This is a genomic window from Burkholderia sp. LMU1-1-1.1 (assembly GCF_040675865.1).
Classification (GTDB): domain Bacteria; phylum Pseudomonadota; class Gammaproteobacteria; order Burkholderiales; family Burkholderiaceae_D; genus Rugamonas.
On record NZ_JBEGHG010000022.1, the window covers coordinates 45315 to 61563 of the forward strand.

Here is a 16249-nt window from a genome sequence, read left to right on the forward strand (position 1 = left end):
GATGTATGGATAAAATTGCTAGCTGGATCGTATGGTTGATTATTCTCGCCGGTAATGGGTTCATAGGGTTCTTGTGGCTGGTATTTGGTCTTGCCGCAGCAGGATCGAGTGCTGGCGTTCCTTCCTTTCTTTGGATGACGGGGGTGGGCACTGGCATTCCGTTATTAGCGTCACTGTATTTCATGGCCAAGGCCAGATTTGCGATTGGCCTCACTCTCAATTTTCTAATGTTGCCGATAATGTTCGGCGTACTTTTTTTCCTCACCGCGTTTCTACGTGACTAACCCGCTGTCAAAAAACACAAGGGGCCGACATTCGGACATTTTGGAATTTTCGGCCTGTTGAAAAGTTCCACATTTCCCTGTTTTTCATCAAGGGACTTGCGCCGGGCGATAAATTTATTGCTGAGCCGGATGCTGTCTATGGATGTTTCTTCGATTCGCCACCCTGGACTTATCAGGGCATTCGTTGGTGTGGCCGACGCGATGAATCGTTATCTTTTCGTGAGGGCAAGCCGCGCTGATCGCAGCCGAGCCCTTGCCTTACGGCCTCCGTGTTTCCGTCATCCTCGTTGGCGGCGCCGTGTGGCAAAACTCAGCGACAGCGCCGAGACCAGGAAGTAGAACGCGCCGAAACCTGCGTAGCCGGCGACGGTGGCGAGCGATGGCTCCGCCGGCAATTGCGCCTGGGAGATGAAGAACGCGCCGGCAAGCGCCGATTGCGCGCCGCTCAATATCATCGCCCATTGTGCGCCGTGCGATTTCCAGCGGCGCAGCGCGGTGCCGAGCTGGAGCAGGCCCGACAGGATGGCCCAGGCGCCGAATACGACCAACACCCGGTGCATGTCCGGCAGGCTGACCGCGAGCGCCAACGCGACGGCAAGGCTGACGAGGACGTTGATCAGCTGGGTACGGTTCCGCGCCAGCCCGCCGCTGCGTTTGCCGTCGATGAAATTGGCCAGCGCGTCCCATGCCGGATAGCCGATCAGCAGCAGCGCGCTGGCGGAAGCCGAGTTTTTGCCAATCGTTATCGCCGCGATGAGCCATATCGCCGAAAAAGCCGCGCGGACATAGTAGTAGCGTTTGAGCCAGTTTTCCTGCTCCGCCGGGATGTTGATATTTACTTGCTGGGACATGATATTTTCCGTTTATGTGCTACCTACTAGTTGGTAGGTATTGCGGTTGAAAAAACCGAGCCCTAAGCGCATTAGCGCTTAGCGGCTCGACGAAACTACGGTTGCGATAAATACCGCGCCAACTGGGCGCTGGCGATGGTGCCGAACATCGAGCCGTCGCCATAGGCGCGCGCCGACAGCATCGCGCCGTGAACCGTGGCCATGAAAATCTCCGCCTCGACCTGCGGCGTGTAGGCCGCCTGGATCGTTCCTCGCCGTATCGCCTCGGCGAGCACCGAGGCCAGCCAATCCGAGAGGAACCGGAAGTGGGCGCGCACTTCGATCGCCACCTCTTCCGGCAAAATCGGCAATTCGCCCGCCAGCAGCGCGCAGACACAAAACGGCGCGCTCAGATCCTCGATGCATTTCGACCAGTGCTGGATGTACGCGCGCAGCTGCTCCACCGGATCGGCAATGGCTTGCTGAAGATGGCCCAGCCCTTCCTCCGTGGCTTGGCGGTGTTGCACCACGAGCGCCTTGACCAAGTCCACCTTGTTCGGGAAATGGTGGTGGATGCTGGCCTTGCGTATACCGACCACCTCGGCGATATCGGCGTAGCTGAAGCCGTTATAGCCTCCGGCGATGATCAGTCCCCGTGCGCAGGAGACGATTTCTTCGGCGGTATTGGATAATTTACTCATGTGTGAATGCTACCTTCTAGTAGGTAGGCTAGTCAAGAACTATTTGGATAGCGGTCCTGACCGGTGACACCGCTGTCGCCGGGCGACTAGTTCTCGCGCCTCGCTGGGAATTACGGCTGCCGTGTCGAAACGGGCGAAGCGCCTTGCCGGTAGCCGTCGGTCAGGGTGTTGAGGAAGGCCATCAGGTCGGCGATGTCGCGTTCGCTCAGGGACGGCGCGCCGCCCGGGCGGCCGCCGAACGGCGCGTCCATGTTGACGTTGGCCTCCAGCCCGGCCGGCTGGTCGTCGAACTTGCGATCCTTGTACCACTTCATCGGCGTCGTATCGCGCGTGGCGTAGAAGCGCACCACGTCCTCCAGCCGGCTAAAGCTGCCATTGTGGAAGTAGGCCTTGCGCAGCGCGACGTTGCGTAGCGACGGGGTCTTGAAGCGGCCGCAATATTCCTTGTGGTCCTTGAGGTCGGTGCGGTCCGGGCCGCACAGGCCGAGGTCGTAGTGGCGCGGGTCGGCGTTGACCAGCAGCTTGCGGTTGCGCGGCACGCCGATGTTGATCAGGCCGTAGTCGGTGAACTGCGGGAACACGCCGCCCGGCGAGATGCGGCTGATGTGGCAGGACGCGCAGTTGCCCTTGGTTTCGTCGTTGAACACCTGCAGCCCACGTACCTCCGGCGCCGACAGCGTGGCCTGCTTGCGCAGGAACGCATCGTACTTGCTGCTGTAGGGATAGAAATCGGCCGGGCTTTCCTGAAACACCTCCAGCGCCATCAACGCGCCCTGCAGGGCGGCGTTGGGCCGCGCGAAGATGTCGACGCCGTACACCTCCCGGAACTTCGCCGCCAGCGGACTGGCCTGCAACCGCTCCAGCACCGCCGCCTCGTCCTTGTTGCCCATCTCGCGCGCCGATAGCAGCGGCCCCAGCGCCTGCTCGTGCGCCGACCGCGCGCGGCCGTCCCAGTCGTGGCCGCCGGTGGGGCCGGCGTCGGTGCTGTCGTCGCCATCGTCGTCATGGTAGTGCTCGCTGAAGGCGGGGGAGTTCTGGATGTAGCGCAGCGACGGCGTCGCGCGCGTGCCTTCGGTCTTGCCGTCGGCGCCACCCAGTTGCGCCGCCAGATTGTTGTTGGGACCGTAGGCGTTGTCGGGACTGTGGCAGCTGGCGCAGGCCAGCTTGCCCGACGCCGACAGGCTGGTATCGTTGAACATGGCGCGCCCCAGTTCGGTCAGTTCGGGCACCGTCGGCCGTCGTCCGGCCGGCGGCGCATAGGCGGCGCGCGGCGCGTCGGCGCCAGGGCTGGAGACTTGTGCCGCGTCGGCGGGTGCGGTGGGTGTCGCGCGCTGGCAGGCGCCCAACAGCGCGGCCAGCAGAAGTGCATAAATAATTTTCATGCGCCCAGACTACCAATATGACATGACGACTACATGACTGTTAGAAAACGATACAAAACGATACGTTTCCGGCTCCGCCATTTCATCGTCCTGACATATTCGCCGCCTAGCATGAGCCGCTTTCATCCCACCCACAAGGCAAGAACATGACATCCAAACTGAAAACGGTCCTGCGCCCGTTGCCGCTGCTGTTGTTGGCGGCCGGCGCCGGCGCCGGCCTGATCGCCTGCGGCAGTTCGTCCGACGGCGACGTACCGACCCTGTCCGGCCAAGTGGTTGGCAGCTATTACGAAAACGCTTCGGTCTGTCTGGAAAGCGGCAGCGCCAAGCTGACCTGCGACAGCAATTCGGGCAGCGTGCGCACCGGTGCCGACGGCAGTTTTAAAGTGACCGGCACCAGCAGCGGCGCGCTGCTGGTCACCGTCGGCACCGACGCCATCCGTCACGACGCCCCAGGCGACGCCGGCACCAAGGTCACGCAAAAGCTGGTGTTTCGCGCGCCGAACGGCCACACCGGCATCATCGACGCCATCAGCACCGAGCTGAGCGCGATCATGGACGCCAACGGCGGCGACTTCGCCAAGGCCAGCGCCCAGCTGGCGGCGCGTATCGGCGTGGCCGAAAGCAATCTGCTGGCCGACGTCAACAAGGTCTCCGGCGACGACCAGGCCAAGCTGAAAGCCGAGAACGACAATTTCGCCGCCGTCATCGCCGCCGCCGGCACGCAGAGCGCCAGCGCCGACGTGGCCAACGCCATCAGCGCCGGCGCCGCGCTGGGCAACATCAAGAACATCGTCGTCATCTACGCGGAGAACCGGGGCTTCGACAATCTGTACGGCCTGTTCCCGGGCGCTAACGGCGTGCCCGGCGTCAATCCGACCTCGACCGGTGGCTACGTGGCGCAGAAGGATGTCGACAACAGCACCTTGCCGGTGCTGCCGCCGACCTGGGGCGGCATGACCGCCGCCGGCCAGAGCCTGGTGATCACGCAGGCGCAGTCGGCCAACCTGCCGAACAAGCCGTTCCAGATCGACGACGTCAACAGCCCGATCGCGATGCCGCAGTCGGTCATCACGCGCGACCTGGTGCACCGCTTCTACAACAACCAGATGCAGATCAACGGCGGCGCCAACGACAAGTTCGCCCTGTATTCGGACGCCGGCGGCCTGACCATGGGCTACTACGACGGCAGCAAGATGAAGATGTGGGACATCGCCAAGCAGTATGCGCTGGCCGACAACCTGTTCATCGGCGCCTTCGGCGGCTCGTTCCTGACGCACCAGTACCTGATCTGCGCCTGCGCGCCGCAATACCCGAACGCCGACAAGTCGGTGGCGGCCGCGTCGATCTCGAAGATCGATGTCGACGCCAAGGGCAACTTCGTGCGCCTGACGCCGTCGGCCACCTCGCCCGGCAGCGTGCTGAACGGCGCGCAGACCTACGCCAACGACAGCACCTTGACGCCGGCCGACGCCAGCGGCATGTTCTACGCGGTCAACACCATGCAGCCGCCGTTCCAGCCGAGCAGCAACGCCCCGGCCAGCGCCGACGGCAGCCACTTGTACGCCGATCCGGCCAAGGCCAACACCTTGCCGCCGCAGACGCAGAAAAACATCGGCGACATGCTGACCAGTAAGAACATCGGCTGGGCCTGGTATACCGGCGCCTGGAACAGCACCACCGCCAACGCCACCTCGGCCACGCGCGGCGGCTTTGCCAACCCGCCCAACTTCCAGTTCCACCACCAGCCGTTCAACTACTTCGCCGAGATGGACCCGGTGACGAATGCGGCCTACCGCGCGGCGCACCTGAAGGATTACGACACCCAGTTCGTGGCCGACGTCGCCGCCGGCACCTTGCCGCCGGTGGCGTTCTACAAGCCGCAGGGCAATCTGAACCAGCACGCCGGCTACGCCTCGGTGGCCGACGGCGACGCCCACATCGCCGATGTCATCGCCAAGCTAAAGCAGAGTCCGCAGTGGAAGAACATGCTGGTCATCGTGACTTACGACGAGAACGGCGGCTTCTACGACCACGCCGCGCCGCCGAAGGGCGACCGCTGGGGCCCGGGCACGCGCGTGCCGGCGATCATCGTGTCGCCGTTCGTCAAGAAGGGCTCGGTCGACCATACGCAGTACGACTCGGCCTCGATCCTGCGCGCCATCACGCATCGCTTCAACCTGCCAGTGCTCGATGGCCTGACGGTGCGCGACCAGGCGCTGGCCGCCAACGGCGCCAAGCCGATGGGTGATTTCAGCGCGGCCCTGGCCCTGACGCCGCAGGAGTAGACGGCCGGCGCCGAACGGGAAATCGGCGCCACAAACAAAAATGGCCGGGATCGCACCCGGCCATTTTTTCGTGTCGACGAAAGATCAGATTATTTGGCGGCCTTGAGCAGGCGCGCGACGTCCAGCGCGAAGTAGGTCAGCACGGCGTCGGCGCCGGCGCGCTTGAACGCCAGCATCGATTCCATCATCACCTTGTCGTGGTCGAGCCAGCCGTTTTGCGCGGCGGCCTTGATCATCGCGTATTCGCCGCTGACCTGGTAGGCGAACGTCGGCACCTTGAACTCGTCCTTCACGCGGCGCACGATGTCCAGATACGGCATGCCCGGCTTGACCATCACCATATCGGCGCCCTCGGCCAGGTCCAGGCCCACTTCGCGCAGGGCCTCGTCGGAATTGGCCGGGTCCATCTGGTAGGTGTTCTTGTCGCCCTTGCCGAGATTGGCGGCCGAGCCGACCGCGTCGCGGAACGGGCCGTAGAACGCCGACGCATACTTGGCCGAGTACGCCATGATGCGCGTGTGGATATGGCCCTTTTCCTCCAGCGCGGCGCGGATCGCGCCGATGCGCCCGTCCATCATGTCCGACGGCGCCACCACGTCGACGCCGGCGTCCGCGTGGCACAGCGCCTGGCGGATCAGCATGTCGGTGGTGATGTCGTTGATGACATAGCCGTTGTCGTCGATCAGGCCGTCCTGGCCGTGGCTGGTGTACGGGTCGAGCGCGATGTCGGTCAGGATGCCCAGCTGCGGGAACGCCTGCTTCAGGGCGCGCACGGCGCGCGGCACCAGCCCTTCCGGATTGGTCGCCTCGACGCCGTCGGGCGTCTTCTTGGCCACGTCGATCACCGGGAACAGCGCCAGCACCGGCACGCCCAGGCTCACGCATTCCTCGGCGACCTTCAGCAGCAGGTCGACCGAGACCCGCTCCACGCCGGGCATCGACAGCACCGGCTCGCGCTGGTGCGTGCCTTCGAGGATGAACACCGGGTAGATCAGGTCCGACGCCGTGACCGCGTTCTCGCGCATCAGCGCGCGGGAGAACGGATCGCGGCGCATGCGGCGCATGCGGATGCCGGGGAATTGGGCGGAGGCGTGAGGCGTGTGCATCGTGAAAACTTCCTAAAGAGTGTGGGCAAGAAGGGCGGCTTGCTTATTCCGGCTTCGGCTGCTCCGCGTCCGGTTCGACGTCGTCTTCCATCTCGATCAGCTCGACCTGAGCCGCCGCTTGCTCGTCGGTGACGCCGGCCAGTTCCAGGATCTTGTCGTTGGCTTCGTCGATGCCGATGCGCTTGAGCGCGGAGAACAGTTGTACGGTGAACGGGAAGCCTTCGCCGTCCTCGTCGACATAGCTGTCGAGCTTGGCCTTGGCCTGGCGCAGCACGTTGACCGATTCGTTGCGGTTCAACTTGTCAACCTTGGTCAGAATGCAATGGATCGGCTTGCCGGTCGGCGCGAACCATTCAAGCATCTGGATGTCCAGGTCGGTAAACGGGCGGCGCGAGTCCATGATCAGGATCAGCGCGGCCAGCTGCTCGCGGCGCTGCACGTAGTCGCCCAGCAGGCGCTGCCAGTGCAGCTTGGCCGAACCGGACACTTCCGCGTAGCCGTAGCCGGGCAAGTCAACCAGCAGGCATTCGATTTCCTCGACGATGGTCGGGTCCTTGCGGTGCTGGGCGACGTGCGCGCCGCCGATCGAGAAGTAATTGATGTGCTGGGTGCGGCCCGGGGTCTTGGAGGCGAACGCCAGCCCTTTCTGGTTGCACAGGATGTTGATGGCGGTCGATTTGCCGGCGTTGGAGCGACCTGCAAAGGCGATTTCCGGCACCGTGGTATCGGGCAGGTCACGCAATTGGTTGACGGTCGTAAAGAAGCGGGCTTGCCAGAGTTTGGACATGGGATGGGGAAAAATGCAACAAAAGGGAGCAAATATGCTGGAAAGCTATTGTACAATGAGTGGTTACGAAGTGTTGCCATGCATATTTCGTGCTAGCGTGGGCGACAGTTTCAAAAAAACTTTTTAGACTCGTCTCAGGGTGCTTGAATGAATCGTGTGTTTTCACCATTTGTAAAATCCTTGCTCATCGCTCTGCTGGCAGTCTCTGCCTCCGTCTCCGCCGAAGAGAAAAAGCCCGCCGCGGCCCCTGCACCGAAAATCGACGCGGCCAAGGGCGGCGCCCTGTACACCGACGGCGACAACGCGCGCGGCCTGCCGGCCTGCGTCTCCTGCCACGGCGCCAACGGCAATTCGACCATCGCCATCAATCCGAAATTGTCGGCCCAGCACGAGGGCTATATTTATAAGCAGTTGGTGAACTTTACCACCGTGGAGCGGAATCAACCGGTGATGACGACCTACGCCAAGATGCTGACGGACGAGGAAAAGCACAATATTTCGGCCTGGCTGAGCACCCAGGCCACCAAGCCGGGTGCGGCGAAGAACAAGGACACGATCGAACTGGGCAAGAAGATCTACCGCGGCGGCATCGCCGACAAGAACGTGCCGGCCTGCGCCAGCTGTCACGGCGCCAGCGGCGGCGGCATCCCGGTTCAGTATCCGCGCATCGCCGGCCAGCATCAGGATTACACGGTCGCGCAACTTGGCCTGTTCAAATCCGGCGGCCGCAAGAACAGCGCGCAGATGAGCACGATCGCGCAGCGCATGTCGGACGAGGAAATGAAGGCCGTCGCCGATTACGTCGCTGGCTTGAAATAAAGTTGGCTTTGCCGCGCCGGTTGGCGCGGCGCCGCGAATAGACAAGGGCAGCAGCGCGAGCGGGCTGCCCTTTTTGTTGGTGCCGGGTGATACACTTGGTAGCTGCATCTTTTATTGAGACGTCCCACGCATGAGTAGCCCCAGCACCACCGGTATCGAACTGAAGACACGCCGCCTCATCGTCGGCGAGATCGTTGAACTGATTTCCTCCATGCGCTTCGCCATCGCGCTGCTGGCGATGATCGCCATCGCCGCCGTCATCGGCACGGTGATGAAGCAGAACGAGGCGACGCCGAACTACATCAACCAGTTCGGGCCGTTCTGGTACGAGGTGTTCGACAAGACCGGGCTGTACTCGGTGTATTCGGCGTGGTGGTTCCTGCTGCTGATGGGCATGTTGGTGACGTCGACCTCGCTGTGCATCGTGCGCAACGCGCCCAAGATGGTCAAGGACATGCGCAGCTGGCGCGAGAACGTGCGCGAGCAGTCGCTGCTGAACTTCCACCACAAGATGCAGTGGCGCGCGCCGCTGGCCCGCGCGGCGCTGGCGCGGCAGACCGCCGCCCGCCTGGCCGACGCCGGCTACAAGGTCAAGCTGGTCGAGAAGGACAACGGCACCTTGCTGGCGGCTAAGCAGGGCGCGGCCAACAAGTTCGGCTACATCTTCGCGCACTCGGCCATCGTCATCATCTGCGTCGGCGCGCTGTTCGATTCGGACATGCCGATCCGCTTCCAGGAATGGTTCCTCGGCAAGACGCCGTTCGGCGGCAGCGGCCTGATTTCGGCGGTGCCGCCGCAGCACCGCCTGAGCACGGCCAATCCCACCTTCCGCGGCAACACCCTGATCCCCGAGGGCGCATCGAGCGACAGCGCGCTGCTGCAGCGCGCCGACGGCGTGCTGATCCAGGAACTGCCGGTGACGATCAACCTGAAGAAATTCACCATCGACTTCTACAGCACCGGCATGCCCAAGCTGTTCGCCAGCGAGGTCGAGGTCAAGGACCACGCCAGCGGAGAGGTCGTCAAGGCCGTCATCGAAGTCAACAAACCGTTGCTGTACAAGGGCCTGGCGATCTACCAGTCCAGCTTTGAGGACGGCGGCAGCAAGCTCAAACTGACCGGCTTCCCGATGACCGGCGCCGACACCACGCCGTTCGCCATCGCCGGCGAGGTCGGCGGCAACACGGCGCTGGGCAAGGAATACACGGTCGAGTGGTCGGGCTTCCGCCCGTTCAACGTCGAGAACCTGGCCAGCCAGGACGCGCGCGCCGTCACCCAGGGCAAGAGCCTGCAGGAACAGTTCGCGCAGGGCCTCGACAAGCACACCGGCTCGGCCGGCCGCAACGCCAACAACAAGGATTTGAAGAACGTCGGCCCGAGCGTGCAGTACAAGCTGCGCGACAAGACCGGCCAGGCGCGCGAATTCCAGAACTACATGCAGCCGGTCACGGTCGATGGCGCCACGGTGTTCCTGGCCGGCGTGCGCTCGAATCCATCGGACGCCTTCAGCTTCCTGCGCATTCCGTCGGACGACGCCCATACCGTCAACGAGTGGATGCGCCTGCGGGCGGCGCTGACCGATCCGGCGCTGCGCGACGCCGCCGCCAAACGCTACGCCGAGCGCGCCGCGCCGAAGGGCCCGAACGCGGAAACCCTGCGCGAGCAGATCGAGGCGTCGGCGCAAAAAAGCCTGACCCTGTTCGCCGGCGACAGCAAGGCGGCCGGCTTCCTGGCCATTTCGCAATTCCTGGAGAAGGTGCCGGAAGCGGGCCGCGAGAAGACCGCCGAGGTGTTCATGAAGATCCTCAACGGCAGCCTGTGGGAGTTGTGGCAGGCCGCGCGCGCCAAGTCCGGGCTGCCGGAGGTGAGCGCCGACGAGAACCACGGCCGCTGGCTGCTGCTGGCCACCAACGCGCTGTCGGACGCCTTCTTCTACGGCGCGCCGGTGTACCTGCAGCTCGACGAGTTCGTCGAGGTCAAGGCGTCGGTGTTCCAGGTGACGCGCTCGCCGGGCAAGAACGTGGTCTACCTTGGCTGCGCGCTGCTGGTGCTGGGCGTGTTCTCGATGTTCTACATCCGCGAGCGCCGGCTGTGGGTGTGGATCAAGGACGAGGGCGACGGCGCGGAGGCGCTGATGGCCATGAGCACGCAGCGCAAGACGCTCGATTTCGAGCGCGAATTTGAAACTTTGAAAGAAAAGCTGCCACAATCGGCATAATTGTAACTTGTGGAGCAAACCCAGCGGTACCGGAGAACACAATGGAACTCACTAAAACTCAGCAAACCTATATTCAGGCGCCAGGCTATTTCAAGCGATTGACGACGTTCGACTGGATTTTCGCGCTGGCGCTGCTGGCCGGCGCCGTGTTCGGCCTGAACCGCTACGGCCACTTCATGGACATCTATGAAAAGGCGATCCTGCTGCTGGCCGCGCCCACCTTCGCCGCACTCGGCTGGCACTGGAAGCCGGTGCGCTGGATGATGCCGCTGGTGGCGCTGCTGTCGCTGTGGGCGATCTCGATGTACGACGGCCAGCTCGACATGGGCAGCACCAAGTTCTGGCTGCGCTATATGCTGTCGAGCCAGTCGGCGATCCTGTGGATGAGCGTGATGTTCTGCCTGTCCACCCTGTTCTACTGGATAGGCTTCGCCGGCCGTTCGGATTCGATCTCCAGCCTGGGCTCCAAGCTGAGCTGGGCCGCCGTCGTGCTCGGCTGGACCGGCATGATGGTGCGCTGGTACGAGTCCTACCTGATCGGCGCCGACGTCGGCCACATCCCGGTGTCGAACCTGTACGAGGTGTTCATTCTGTTCTCGCTGATCACCGCGATGTTCTACTTGTATTTCGAGCAACGCTACGCGACCCGCCAGATGGGACCGTTCGTGCTGCTGATCATCACCGCCGCCATCGGCTTCTTGTTCTGGTACACCACGTCGCGCGACGCCGCCGAGATCCAGCCGTTGCTGCCGGCGCTGCAAAGCTGGTGGATGAAGATCCACGTGCCGGCCAACTTCATCGGCTACGGCAACTTCGCGCTGGCGGCGATGGTCGCGGCGGCCTATCTGCTGAAGACCTCGGGCTACCTGAAGGACCGCCTGCCGTCGGAGGAGGTGCTGGACGACGTCATGTACAAGGCCATCTCGGCCGGCTTCGCCTTCTTCACGATCGCCACCATTCTCGGCGCGCTGTGGGCGGCCGAGGCGTGGGGCGGCTACTGGTCGTGGGACCCGAAGGAGACCTGGGCGCTGATCGTCTGGCTCAACTACGCGGCCTGGCTGCACATGCGCCTGATGACGGGCCTGCGCGGCCGTCCGGCGGCGTGGTGGGCGCTGGTGGGCCTGCTGGTGACCACGTTCGCCTTCCTGGGCGTCAACATGTTCCTGTCCGGCCTGCATTCCTACGGCAAGCTGTAACCCGCAACCCCAAAGCGATGGGGTCGTACCCCGTACGGGGTACGACCCCGCCTGGCTTCGCGGGTTGACGGGGGAACAACAAAATGTAATCGCAATGTAATCAGCGGCTCGCTTCGATTGGTGTAATGTTCAGGCTATTGGTAATCGCGTCTGAACCTTGCACCTTTCTGGAGTCAACATGCTGATCAAGCGTAGCCCCAACGGTATCGACCTGCCGTTTTCGTCGGAAATCACGCCGCGCGAACTGTACGAATCGCGCCGCAGCTTCATGAAGCAGATCGCCTTGGGCGCCGTCGGCAGCGCCGCGCTGCTGGAAATGGCCAACCGCGAAGCGTTCGCCCAGGGCGCCAATCCCAAGCTGGCGGCCAAGCTCAACCCGGCCTATTCGGCGCTCGACAAGCAGACGCCGTACAAGGACGCCACCACCTACAACAACTTCTACGAGTTCGGCACCGACAAGAGCGACCCGGCGCAAAACGCCGGCACCTTGAAGACCCGTCCGTGGACCGTCACCATCGAAGGCGAGGTCAAAAAGCCGATGACCCTCGACATCGACGCGCTGCTGAAGCTGGCGCCGCTGGAAGAGCGCGTCTACCGCCTGCGCTGCGTGGAAGGGTGGTCGATGGTGATCCCGTGGATCGGTTACTCGTTCTCGGAGATCATCAAAAAGGTCGAGCCGACCGGCAACGCCAAATACGTCGAATTCATCACCCTGGCCGACAAGAAGCAAATGCCCGGCGTCGGCAGCCGCGTGCTCGACTGGCCGTACACGGAGGGCCTGCGCATCGACGAGGCCAACCACCCGCTGGCGCTGCTGACCTTGGGCATGTACGGCGAGAACCTGACCAACCAGAACGGCGCGCCGGTGCGCATGGTGCTGCCGTGGAAGTACGGCTTCAAGTCGGGCAAGTCGATCGTCAAGATCCGCTTCGTCAAGGACCAGCCACGCACATCGTGGAACCTCTCGGCGCCGCGCGAGTACGGCTTTTATTCCAACGTCAATCCTGAAGTGGACCACCCGCGCTGGTCGCAGGCATCCGAACGCCGCATCGGCGAGGACGGCTTCCTGGCGCGCAAGCGCAAGACCTTGATGTTCAACGGCTATAACGATGTCGCGCCGCTGTATGCCGGCATGGATCTGAAGAAGTTCTTTTAACCATGGCGTTCAATCCCACCGCGCGGCAGGCGAGCCTGATCAAGGCCGCCGTCTTCGTGCTGGCGCTGGTGCCCTTGCTGCGCATGGTCTACCTGACGGTGACCGGGCAGCTGGTCGAGCCGCTCGAATTCATCACGCGCGGCACCGGTGACTGGACCTTGTACTTCCTGTGCTTCACCCTGGCGGTGACGCCGCTGCGGCGGGTGACCAAGTGGAACTGGCTGATCAAGCTGCGGCGCATGCTGGGGCTGTACATGTTCTTCTATGGTTTTTTGCACTTCATGACCTTCCTGTGGTTCGATCACTTCTTCGACTTCGCGGAGATGTGGAAGGATGTGCTCAAGCGGCCATTCATCACGGTCGGCTTCATCGCCTTCGTGCTGCTGATCCCGTTGGCGGTAACGAGCACCAACGCCATGGTCAAGCGCCTGGGCGGCAAGCGCTGGCAATGGCTGCACCGGCTGATCTACGTGATCGCGCCGCTGGCGATCCTGCACTTCTGGTGGATGAAGGCCGGCAAACACAACTTCACCGAGCCGATCATCTACGGCACCATCCTTGGCGTGCTGCTGCTGATGCGCGTCTACTGGGCGCGCGCCAAGGCAAAGGCGGCGTAGGCGACGACGCTTGCGCGGCCCCAATGGGGGCGCGTTCGACCATCGCTAAAATCGTCGGATGGCGAGCGTAGACGACACCGCGTACAAGCAACTGTTCGTGCATCCGGAAATGGTGCGCGACTTGTTGCTCGGCTTTGTCCCTGGAACTTGGGTGCGCCAGCTGGACCTCTCCAGCTTTGAGCGCGTTAACGGCAGCTATGTCGGTGACGGCGGCCAGCAGCGGCATAGCGATATGGTGTGGAAGGTGCGCCTGTCCGGCGAGTGGATCTACGTCTACCTGGTGCTTGAATTTCAATCACGCAGCGATCCGTGGATGGCGTTACGCATGCAGGTCTACGTCGGCTTGCTGTACCAGGACCTGGTAAAACGGCATGAGTTGCCACAGCCTTTTCAACTGCCACCAGTGTTTCCAGTTGTGCTGTATAACGGCAAGCAGCCATGGTCGGCATGCACCAGCTTGGCGGATTTGATCATTCCATTGCCGGAGGATTTGCAACCGCTGCAAGCGGCGCAGCGCTACGTTCTCGTTGATCAATGGAGATTGAAAAACGATTTGTTCGCAGGTTTCGATAATTATGCGGCGATCGCATTTCGGATAGAGAGACTGGATACTGCGCAGGATATCTCCGATGAACTCGAAAAATGGCGCCGGATGACACCATCGACATGGACATCGACGGCGCAACAGGGGATCACGCGTTGGGCCGCGAATCGTTTGCGCCGCAGGGGGCTGCAGCGTATTATTGATTTGACTGACGCCAGTAAGGAGGTTGAAGCGATGAGCGTTCCAATTTTCTACAGTCTTGACGACGCGTTGCGGTATGAAGCGCTGCTCGATGGTCACCGTGAGCGGCTGAAAAAGGTGCTGGTCAAACGTTTCGGGCCCTTGTCGGCGCGGTTGAGCAGGCGCATCACATATGCAGAAATGGACGATCTGGACCGTTGGTCCGACCGCTTGTTTGAGGCCAAAACGGTACGGGAAATCTTTGCCGACAAGCAGTCCGCTTGACCTTGGCAGTATCGACGGCCGCCAGCCCGGCGAACCGGGCAAGCGGCCAGGCGCGTTATGTCAGCGCCCGGTACCTGAAATCACGCAGCACCACACTCCCACTGCCCGCGCTGTATATCCCCACCTTCAAGCTCAGGAATCCGCCAAACACATTGTGGTGGATGCCGGACACCTCCATGCGCAAGCCGTGCAGCACCCACGTCTTGCCGCCATCGTGCGAGTAGCGGAACGTGACGACATGATCGTCGTTGGTCATGCGCACCCGCACCGACGACGTCGCGCGGTTGGCGCGCATCCACGATTGCTCTTCCGCATACTCGAACGTCTTGATCAGGTCCGGCGTGAAGCCCAGCCCGACGAACGCCTTGTGGTTGTAGAACAGCAGCAGCCCGCCCTCGGCCTGGCCGTTCAGCTCCAGCGTCAATTCCACCTCGTAGTTGCGGTCGCCCACCGTGCAGGTGAGCGGTTTGCTGTCCGCAGGCGAGGCGCCCCGGCCGGCGATCCGCAATCCCTGCGCTGTATACCGTGCCCGCTGCATCTCGTCCGGCGCCGGATCGTGGAAGGCCCACTGCGCGCCGAAGCGGTTGTGTTTGAAATCATCGGACAGCGCCTGGCCGGCCGGCCCGGCCTTGCCGCCTTTCGGTTTGGCCAGCGGCCTGGACAGGTCGCCGCCGAGCGCGCGGAACCAGCCGTCGTCGGTCCACTCCATCGGTTCGAGCAGGGTTTGGCGCCCCAGCGTGCGGTAGCCGTTCTCGTAGCCGTGGTACACCATCCACCAGTCGCCGGCCGGGCCTTCGACCAGGGTCGCGTGGCCGCGCGACCACCAGGGCTCGGACGTGCCCAGGCTGCGTACCAGCGGGTTGTGCGGACAGTGCTCCCACGGCCCGTGGATCGAGGTCGACCGCGCGGCGATGACCATGTGGCCGGTCGCCGGTCCGGCCGTGCCGCCGACGGCGGTCACCAGGTAGAACCACTTGCCGCGTCTCAGCAGCTTGGGGCCCTCCGGCGCGAAATTCTCCACCACCCAATCGTCCGGATAGCGCCACGGCTTGTACGCTTGCTCGAGCGGGCCGTCGGTCGCCAGCCCGTTGTCGGCCAGCCGGATTTTGCGAATGCCGTTGACGAACAGGTAGCGTTTGCCGTCCTCGCCGACGATGTGGCCGGGGTCGATGCAACCGCTGATCTTCAGGTCGACCGGCTCGCTCCACGGGCCTTCGATGCGGTCGGCCCAGATGGCGTAGATCGACCAGGCGTTGCCATCGGGCGCGGCCGGGATGTAGATGAAATATTTGCCGTCGTGCTTGCACAGGTCGACCGCCCAGATCGTGCCCAGCGGCTTCGTCAGCGCGGGGCCGACGGGCCGCCAGTTCACCAGGTCGGTCGAATGCCAGATCACCAGTCCCGGATAGGAGTAGAACGACGAGTAGGTCAGGTAGTAATCCTTGCCGTCCTTGAGAATGGTCGGATCGGGGTGGTCGCCCGAGATGATCGGGTTGATATAGGTGCCGTCGCCCTGGTCGGCCTGGCGTTGGCCTTCGATGCCCCGGCGCCACTGGCGCGTTGCCGCGCCGGCGGGACCGGTGGCGCATTCCGCCGCCGATGCGATGCCCGGCGCGATGCCGAGGCCGGCGCCCGCCAACAGGGTTTTGAACGCGTCTCTGCGCGATTGATCGGTCACGTGGTGTCTCCAGTGCAAATATATAGGTGGGCGCGGGCCGTACGGCCGCGCCCGTGTAGAAATGGTGGACCTGACCCTAATGCCGCTAAGTTAAGTTTTCTTAGTTAATCGTTTCTCTGGATATCGCTGCGCCACCGCTTTAACGACCCGGTCGAATTTTCGTCCGGGTCGTTGCGCT

14 protein-coding genes are annotated in these 16249 nt (G+C 63.1%); 8 read left to right on the forward strand and 6 right to left on the reverse strand.

The genetic code is table 11. The features are described 5' to 3' along the window. The first annotated feature begins 5 nt into the window (after nt 1-5). On the forward strand, nt 6-284 hold the full coding sequence (locus tag MRBLMU1_RS18280) for a hypothetical protein (RefSeq protein WP_363503898.1): 279 nt from the start codon (nt 6-8) through the stop codon (nt 282-284). 278 nt (nt 285-562) lie between these two features. Here MRBLMU1_RS18280 and MRBLMU1_RS18285 read toward each other — a convergent pair whose 3' ends face one another. The 3 genes from MRBLMU1_RS18285 to MRBLMU1_RS18295 form a co-directional block, all read right to left on the reverse strand. Then, entirely contained in the window at nt 563-1135 is a 573-nt protein-coding gene (locus MRBLMU1_RS18285; protein WP_363503900.1) for a DUF308 domain-containing protein, read from the reverse strand. A gap of 95 nt (nt 1136-1230) precedes the next feature. Continuing rightward, complete coding sequence (locus tag MRBLMU1_RS18290) at nt 1231-1815, reverse strand: TetR/AcrR family transcriptional regulator (protein ID WP_363503902.1); 585 nt, start codon at nt 1813-1815, stop codon at nt 1231-1233. A gap of 110 nt (nt 1816-1925) precedes the next feature. After that, nucleotides 1926-3197 (reverse strand): cytochrome-c peroxidase, encoded by a 1272-nt coding sequence (locus MRBLMU1_RS18295; protein ID WP_363503904.1) that lies wholly within the window; start codon nt 3195-3197, stop codon nt 1926-1928. A gap of 146 nt (nt 3198-3343) precedes the next feature. On the opposite strand from MRBLMU1_RS18295, the gene acpA reads away from it, so the two are divergent. Continuing rightward, nucleotides 3344-5485, forward strand: a complete 2142-nt coding sequence (acpA, locus tag MRBLMU1_RS18300) for an acid phosphatase (protein ID WP_363503906.1) — start codon at nt 3344-3346, stop codon at nt 5483-5485. 89 nt (nt 5486-5574) lie between these two features. On the opposite strand, the gene hemB is transcribed toward acpA, so the two are convergent. Continuing rightward, entirely contained in the window at nt 5575-6591 is a 1017-nt protein-coding gene (gene hemB, locus MRBLMU1_RS18305; protein ID WP_363503908.1) for a porphobilinogen synthase, read from the reverse strand. A 43-nt stretch (nt 6592-6634) separates the two neighbouring features. Then, nucleotides 6635-7378 carry a ribosome biogenesis GTP-binding protein YihA/YsxC gene (gene yihA, locus MRBLMU1_RS18310; RefSeq protein WP_363503910.1) on the reverse strand — a complete coding sequence of 248 codons (744 nt, stop codon included), beginning with the start codon at nt 7376-7378 and terminating at the stop codon, nt 6635-6637. 147 nt (nt 7379-7525) lie between these two features. On the opposite strand from yihA, the gene MRBLMU1_RS18315 reads away from it, so the two are divergent. The 6 genes from MRBLMU1_RS18315 to MRBLMU1_RS18340 all read left to right on the forward strand — a co-directional run bounded on the left by MRBLMU1_RS18315 (nt 7526) and on the right by MRBLMU1_RS18340 (nt 14393). Next, complete coding sequence (locus MRBLMU1_RS18315) at nt 7526-8197, forward strand: c-type cytochrome (protein WP_363503912.1); 672 nt, start codon at nt 7526-7528, stop codon at nt 8195-8197. A gap of 130 nt (nt 8198-8327) precedes the next feature. Continuing rightward, nucleotides 8328-10415, forward strand: coding sequence for a cytochrome c biogenesis protein ResB (locus MRBLMU1_RS18320; RefSeq protein ID WP_363503914.1), 2088 nt, complete (start codon nt 8328-8330; stop codon nt 10413-10415). A 41-nt stretch (nt 10416-10456) separates the two neighbouring features. After that, nucleotides 10457-11611: a c-type cytochrome biogenesis protein CcsB gene (gene ccsB, locus MRBLMU1_RS18325; RefSeq protein WP_363503916.1), complete on the forward strand. Its 1155-nt coding sequence runs from the start codon at nt 10457-10459 to the stop codon at nt 11609-11611. A 178-nt stretch (nt 11612-11789) separates the two neighbouring features. Beyond that, on the forward strand, nt 11790-12767 hold the full coding sequence (gene msrP, locus MRBLMU1_RS18330; RefSeq protein WP_363503918.1) for a protein-methionine-sulfoxide reductase catalytic subunit MsrP: 978 nt from the start codon (nt 11790-11792) through the stop codon (nt 12765-12767). Nucleotides 12768-12769: 2 nt separating this feature from the next. Continuing rightward, a complete protein-coding gene (locus tag MRBLMU1_RS18335; protein WP_363503920.1) occupies nt 12770-13384 on the forward strand; it encodes a sulfite oxidase heme-binding subunit YedZ in 615 nt (204 codons plus the stop codon). A gap of 58 nt (nt 13385-13442) precedes the next feature. Further along, nucleotides 13443-14393 carry an Rpn family recombination-promoting nuclease/putative transposase gene (locus tag MRBLMU1_RS18340; protein ID WP_363503922.1) on the forward strand — a complete coding sequence of 317 codons (951 nt, stop codon included), beginning with the start codon at nt 13443-13445 and terminating at the stop codon, nt 14391-14393. A gap of 55 nt (nt 14394-14448) precedes the next feature. On the opposite strand, the gene MRBLMU1_RS18345 is transcribed toward MRBLMU1_RS18340, so the two are convergent. Next, on the reverse strand, nt 14449-16071 hold the full coding sequence (locus MRBLMU1_RS18345) for a family 43 glycosylhydrolase (protein ID WP_363503924.1): 1623 nt from the start codon (nt 16069-16071) through the stop codon (nt 14449-14451). Nucleotides 16072-16249 lie beyond the last annotated feature (178 nt).

Coding starts and splice junctions, on each gene's coding strand:
- MRBLMU1_RS18280 (WP_363503898.1), top strand. CDS start 6: ATGGATAAAATTGCTAGCTGGATCGTATGGTTGATTATTCTCGCCGGT.
- MRBLMU1_RS18285 (WP_363503900.1), bottom strand. CDS start 1,135: ATGTCCCAGCAAGTAAATATCAACATCCCGGCGGAGCAGGAAAACTGG.
- MRBLMU1_RS18290 (WP_363503902.1), bottom strand. CDS start 1,815: ATGAGTAAATTATCCAATACCGCCGAAGAAATCGTCTCCTGCGCACGG.
- MRBLMU1_RS18295 (WP_363503904.1), bottom strand. CDS start 3,197: ATGAAAATTATTTATGCACTTCTGCTGGCCGCGCTGTTGGGCGCCTGC.
- acpA (WP_363503906.1), top strand. CDS start 3,344: ATGACATCCAAACTGAAAACGGTCCTGCGCCCGTTGCCGCTGCTGTTG.
- hemB (WP_363503908.1), bottom strand. CDS start 6,591: ATGCACACGCCTCACGCCTCCGCCCAATTCCCCGGCATCCGCATGCGC.
- yihA (WP_363503910.1), bottom strand. CDS start 7,378: ATGTCCAAACTCTGGCAAGCCCGCTTCTTTACGACCGTCAACCAATTG.
- MRBLMU1_RS18315 (WP_363503912.1), top strand. CDS start 7,526: ATGAATCGTGTGTTTTCACCATTTGTAAAATCCTTGCTCATCGCTCTG.
- MRBLMU1_RS18320 (WP_363503914.1), top strand. CDS start 8,328: ATGAGTAGCCCCAGCACCACCGGTATCGAACTGAAGACACGCCGCCTC.
- ccsB (WP_363503916.1), top strand. CDS start 10,457: ATGGAACTCACTAAAACTCAGCAAACCTATATTCAGGCGCCAGGCTAT.
- msrP (WP_363503918.1), top strand. CDS start 11,790: ATGCTGATCAAGCGTAGCCCCAACGGTATCGACCTGCCGTTTTCGTCG.
- MRBLMU1_RS18335 (WP_363503920.1), top strand. CDS start 12,770: ATGGCGTTCAATCCCACCGCGCGGCAGGCGAGCCTGATCAAGGCCGCC.
- MRBLMU1_RS18340 (WP_363503922.1), top strand. CDS start 13,443: ATGGCGAGCGTAGACGACACCGCGTACAAGCAACTGTTCGTGCATCCG.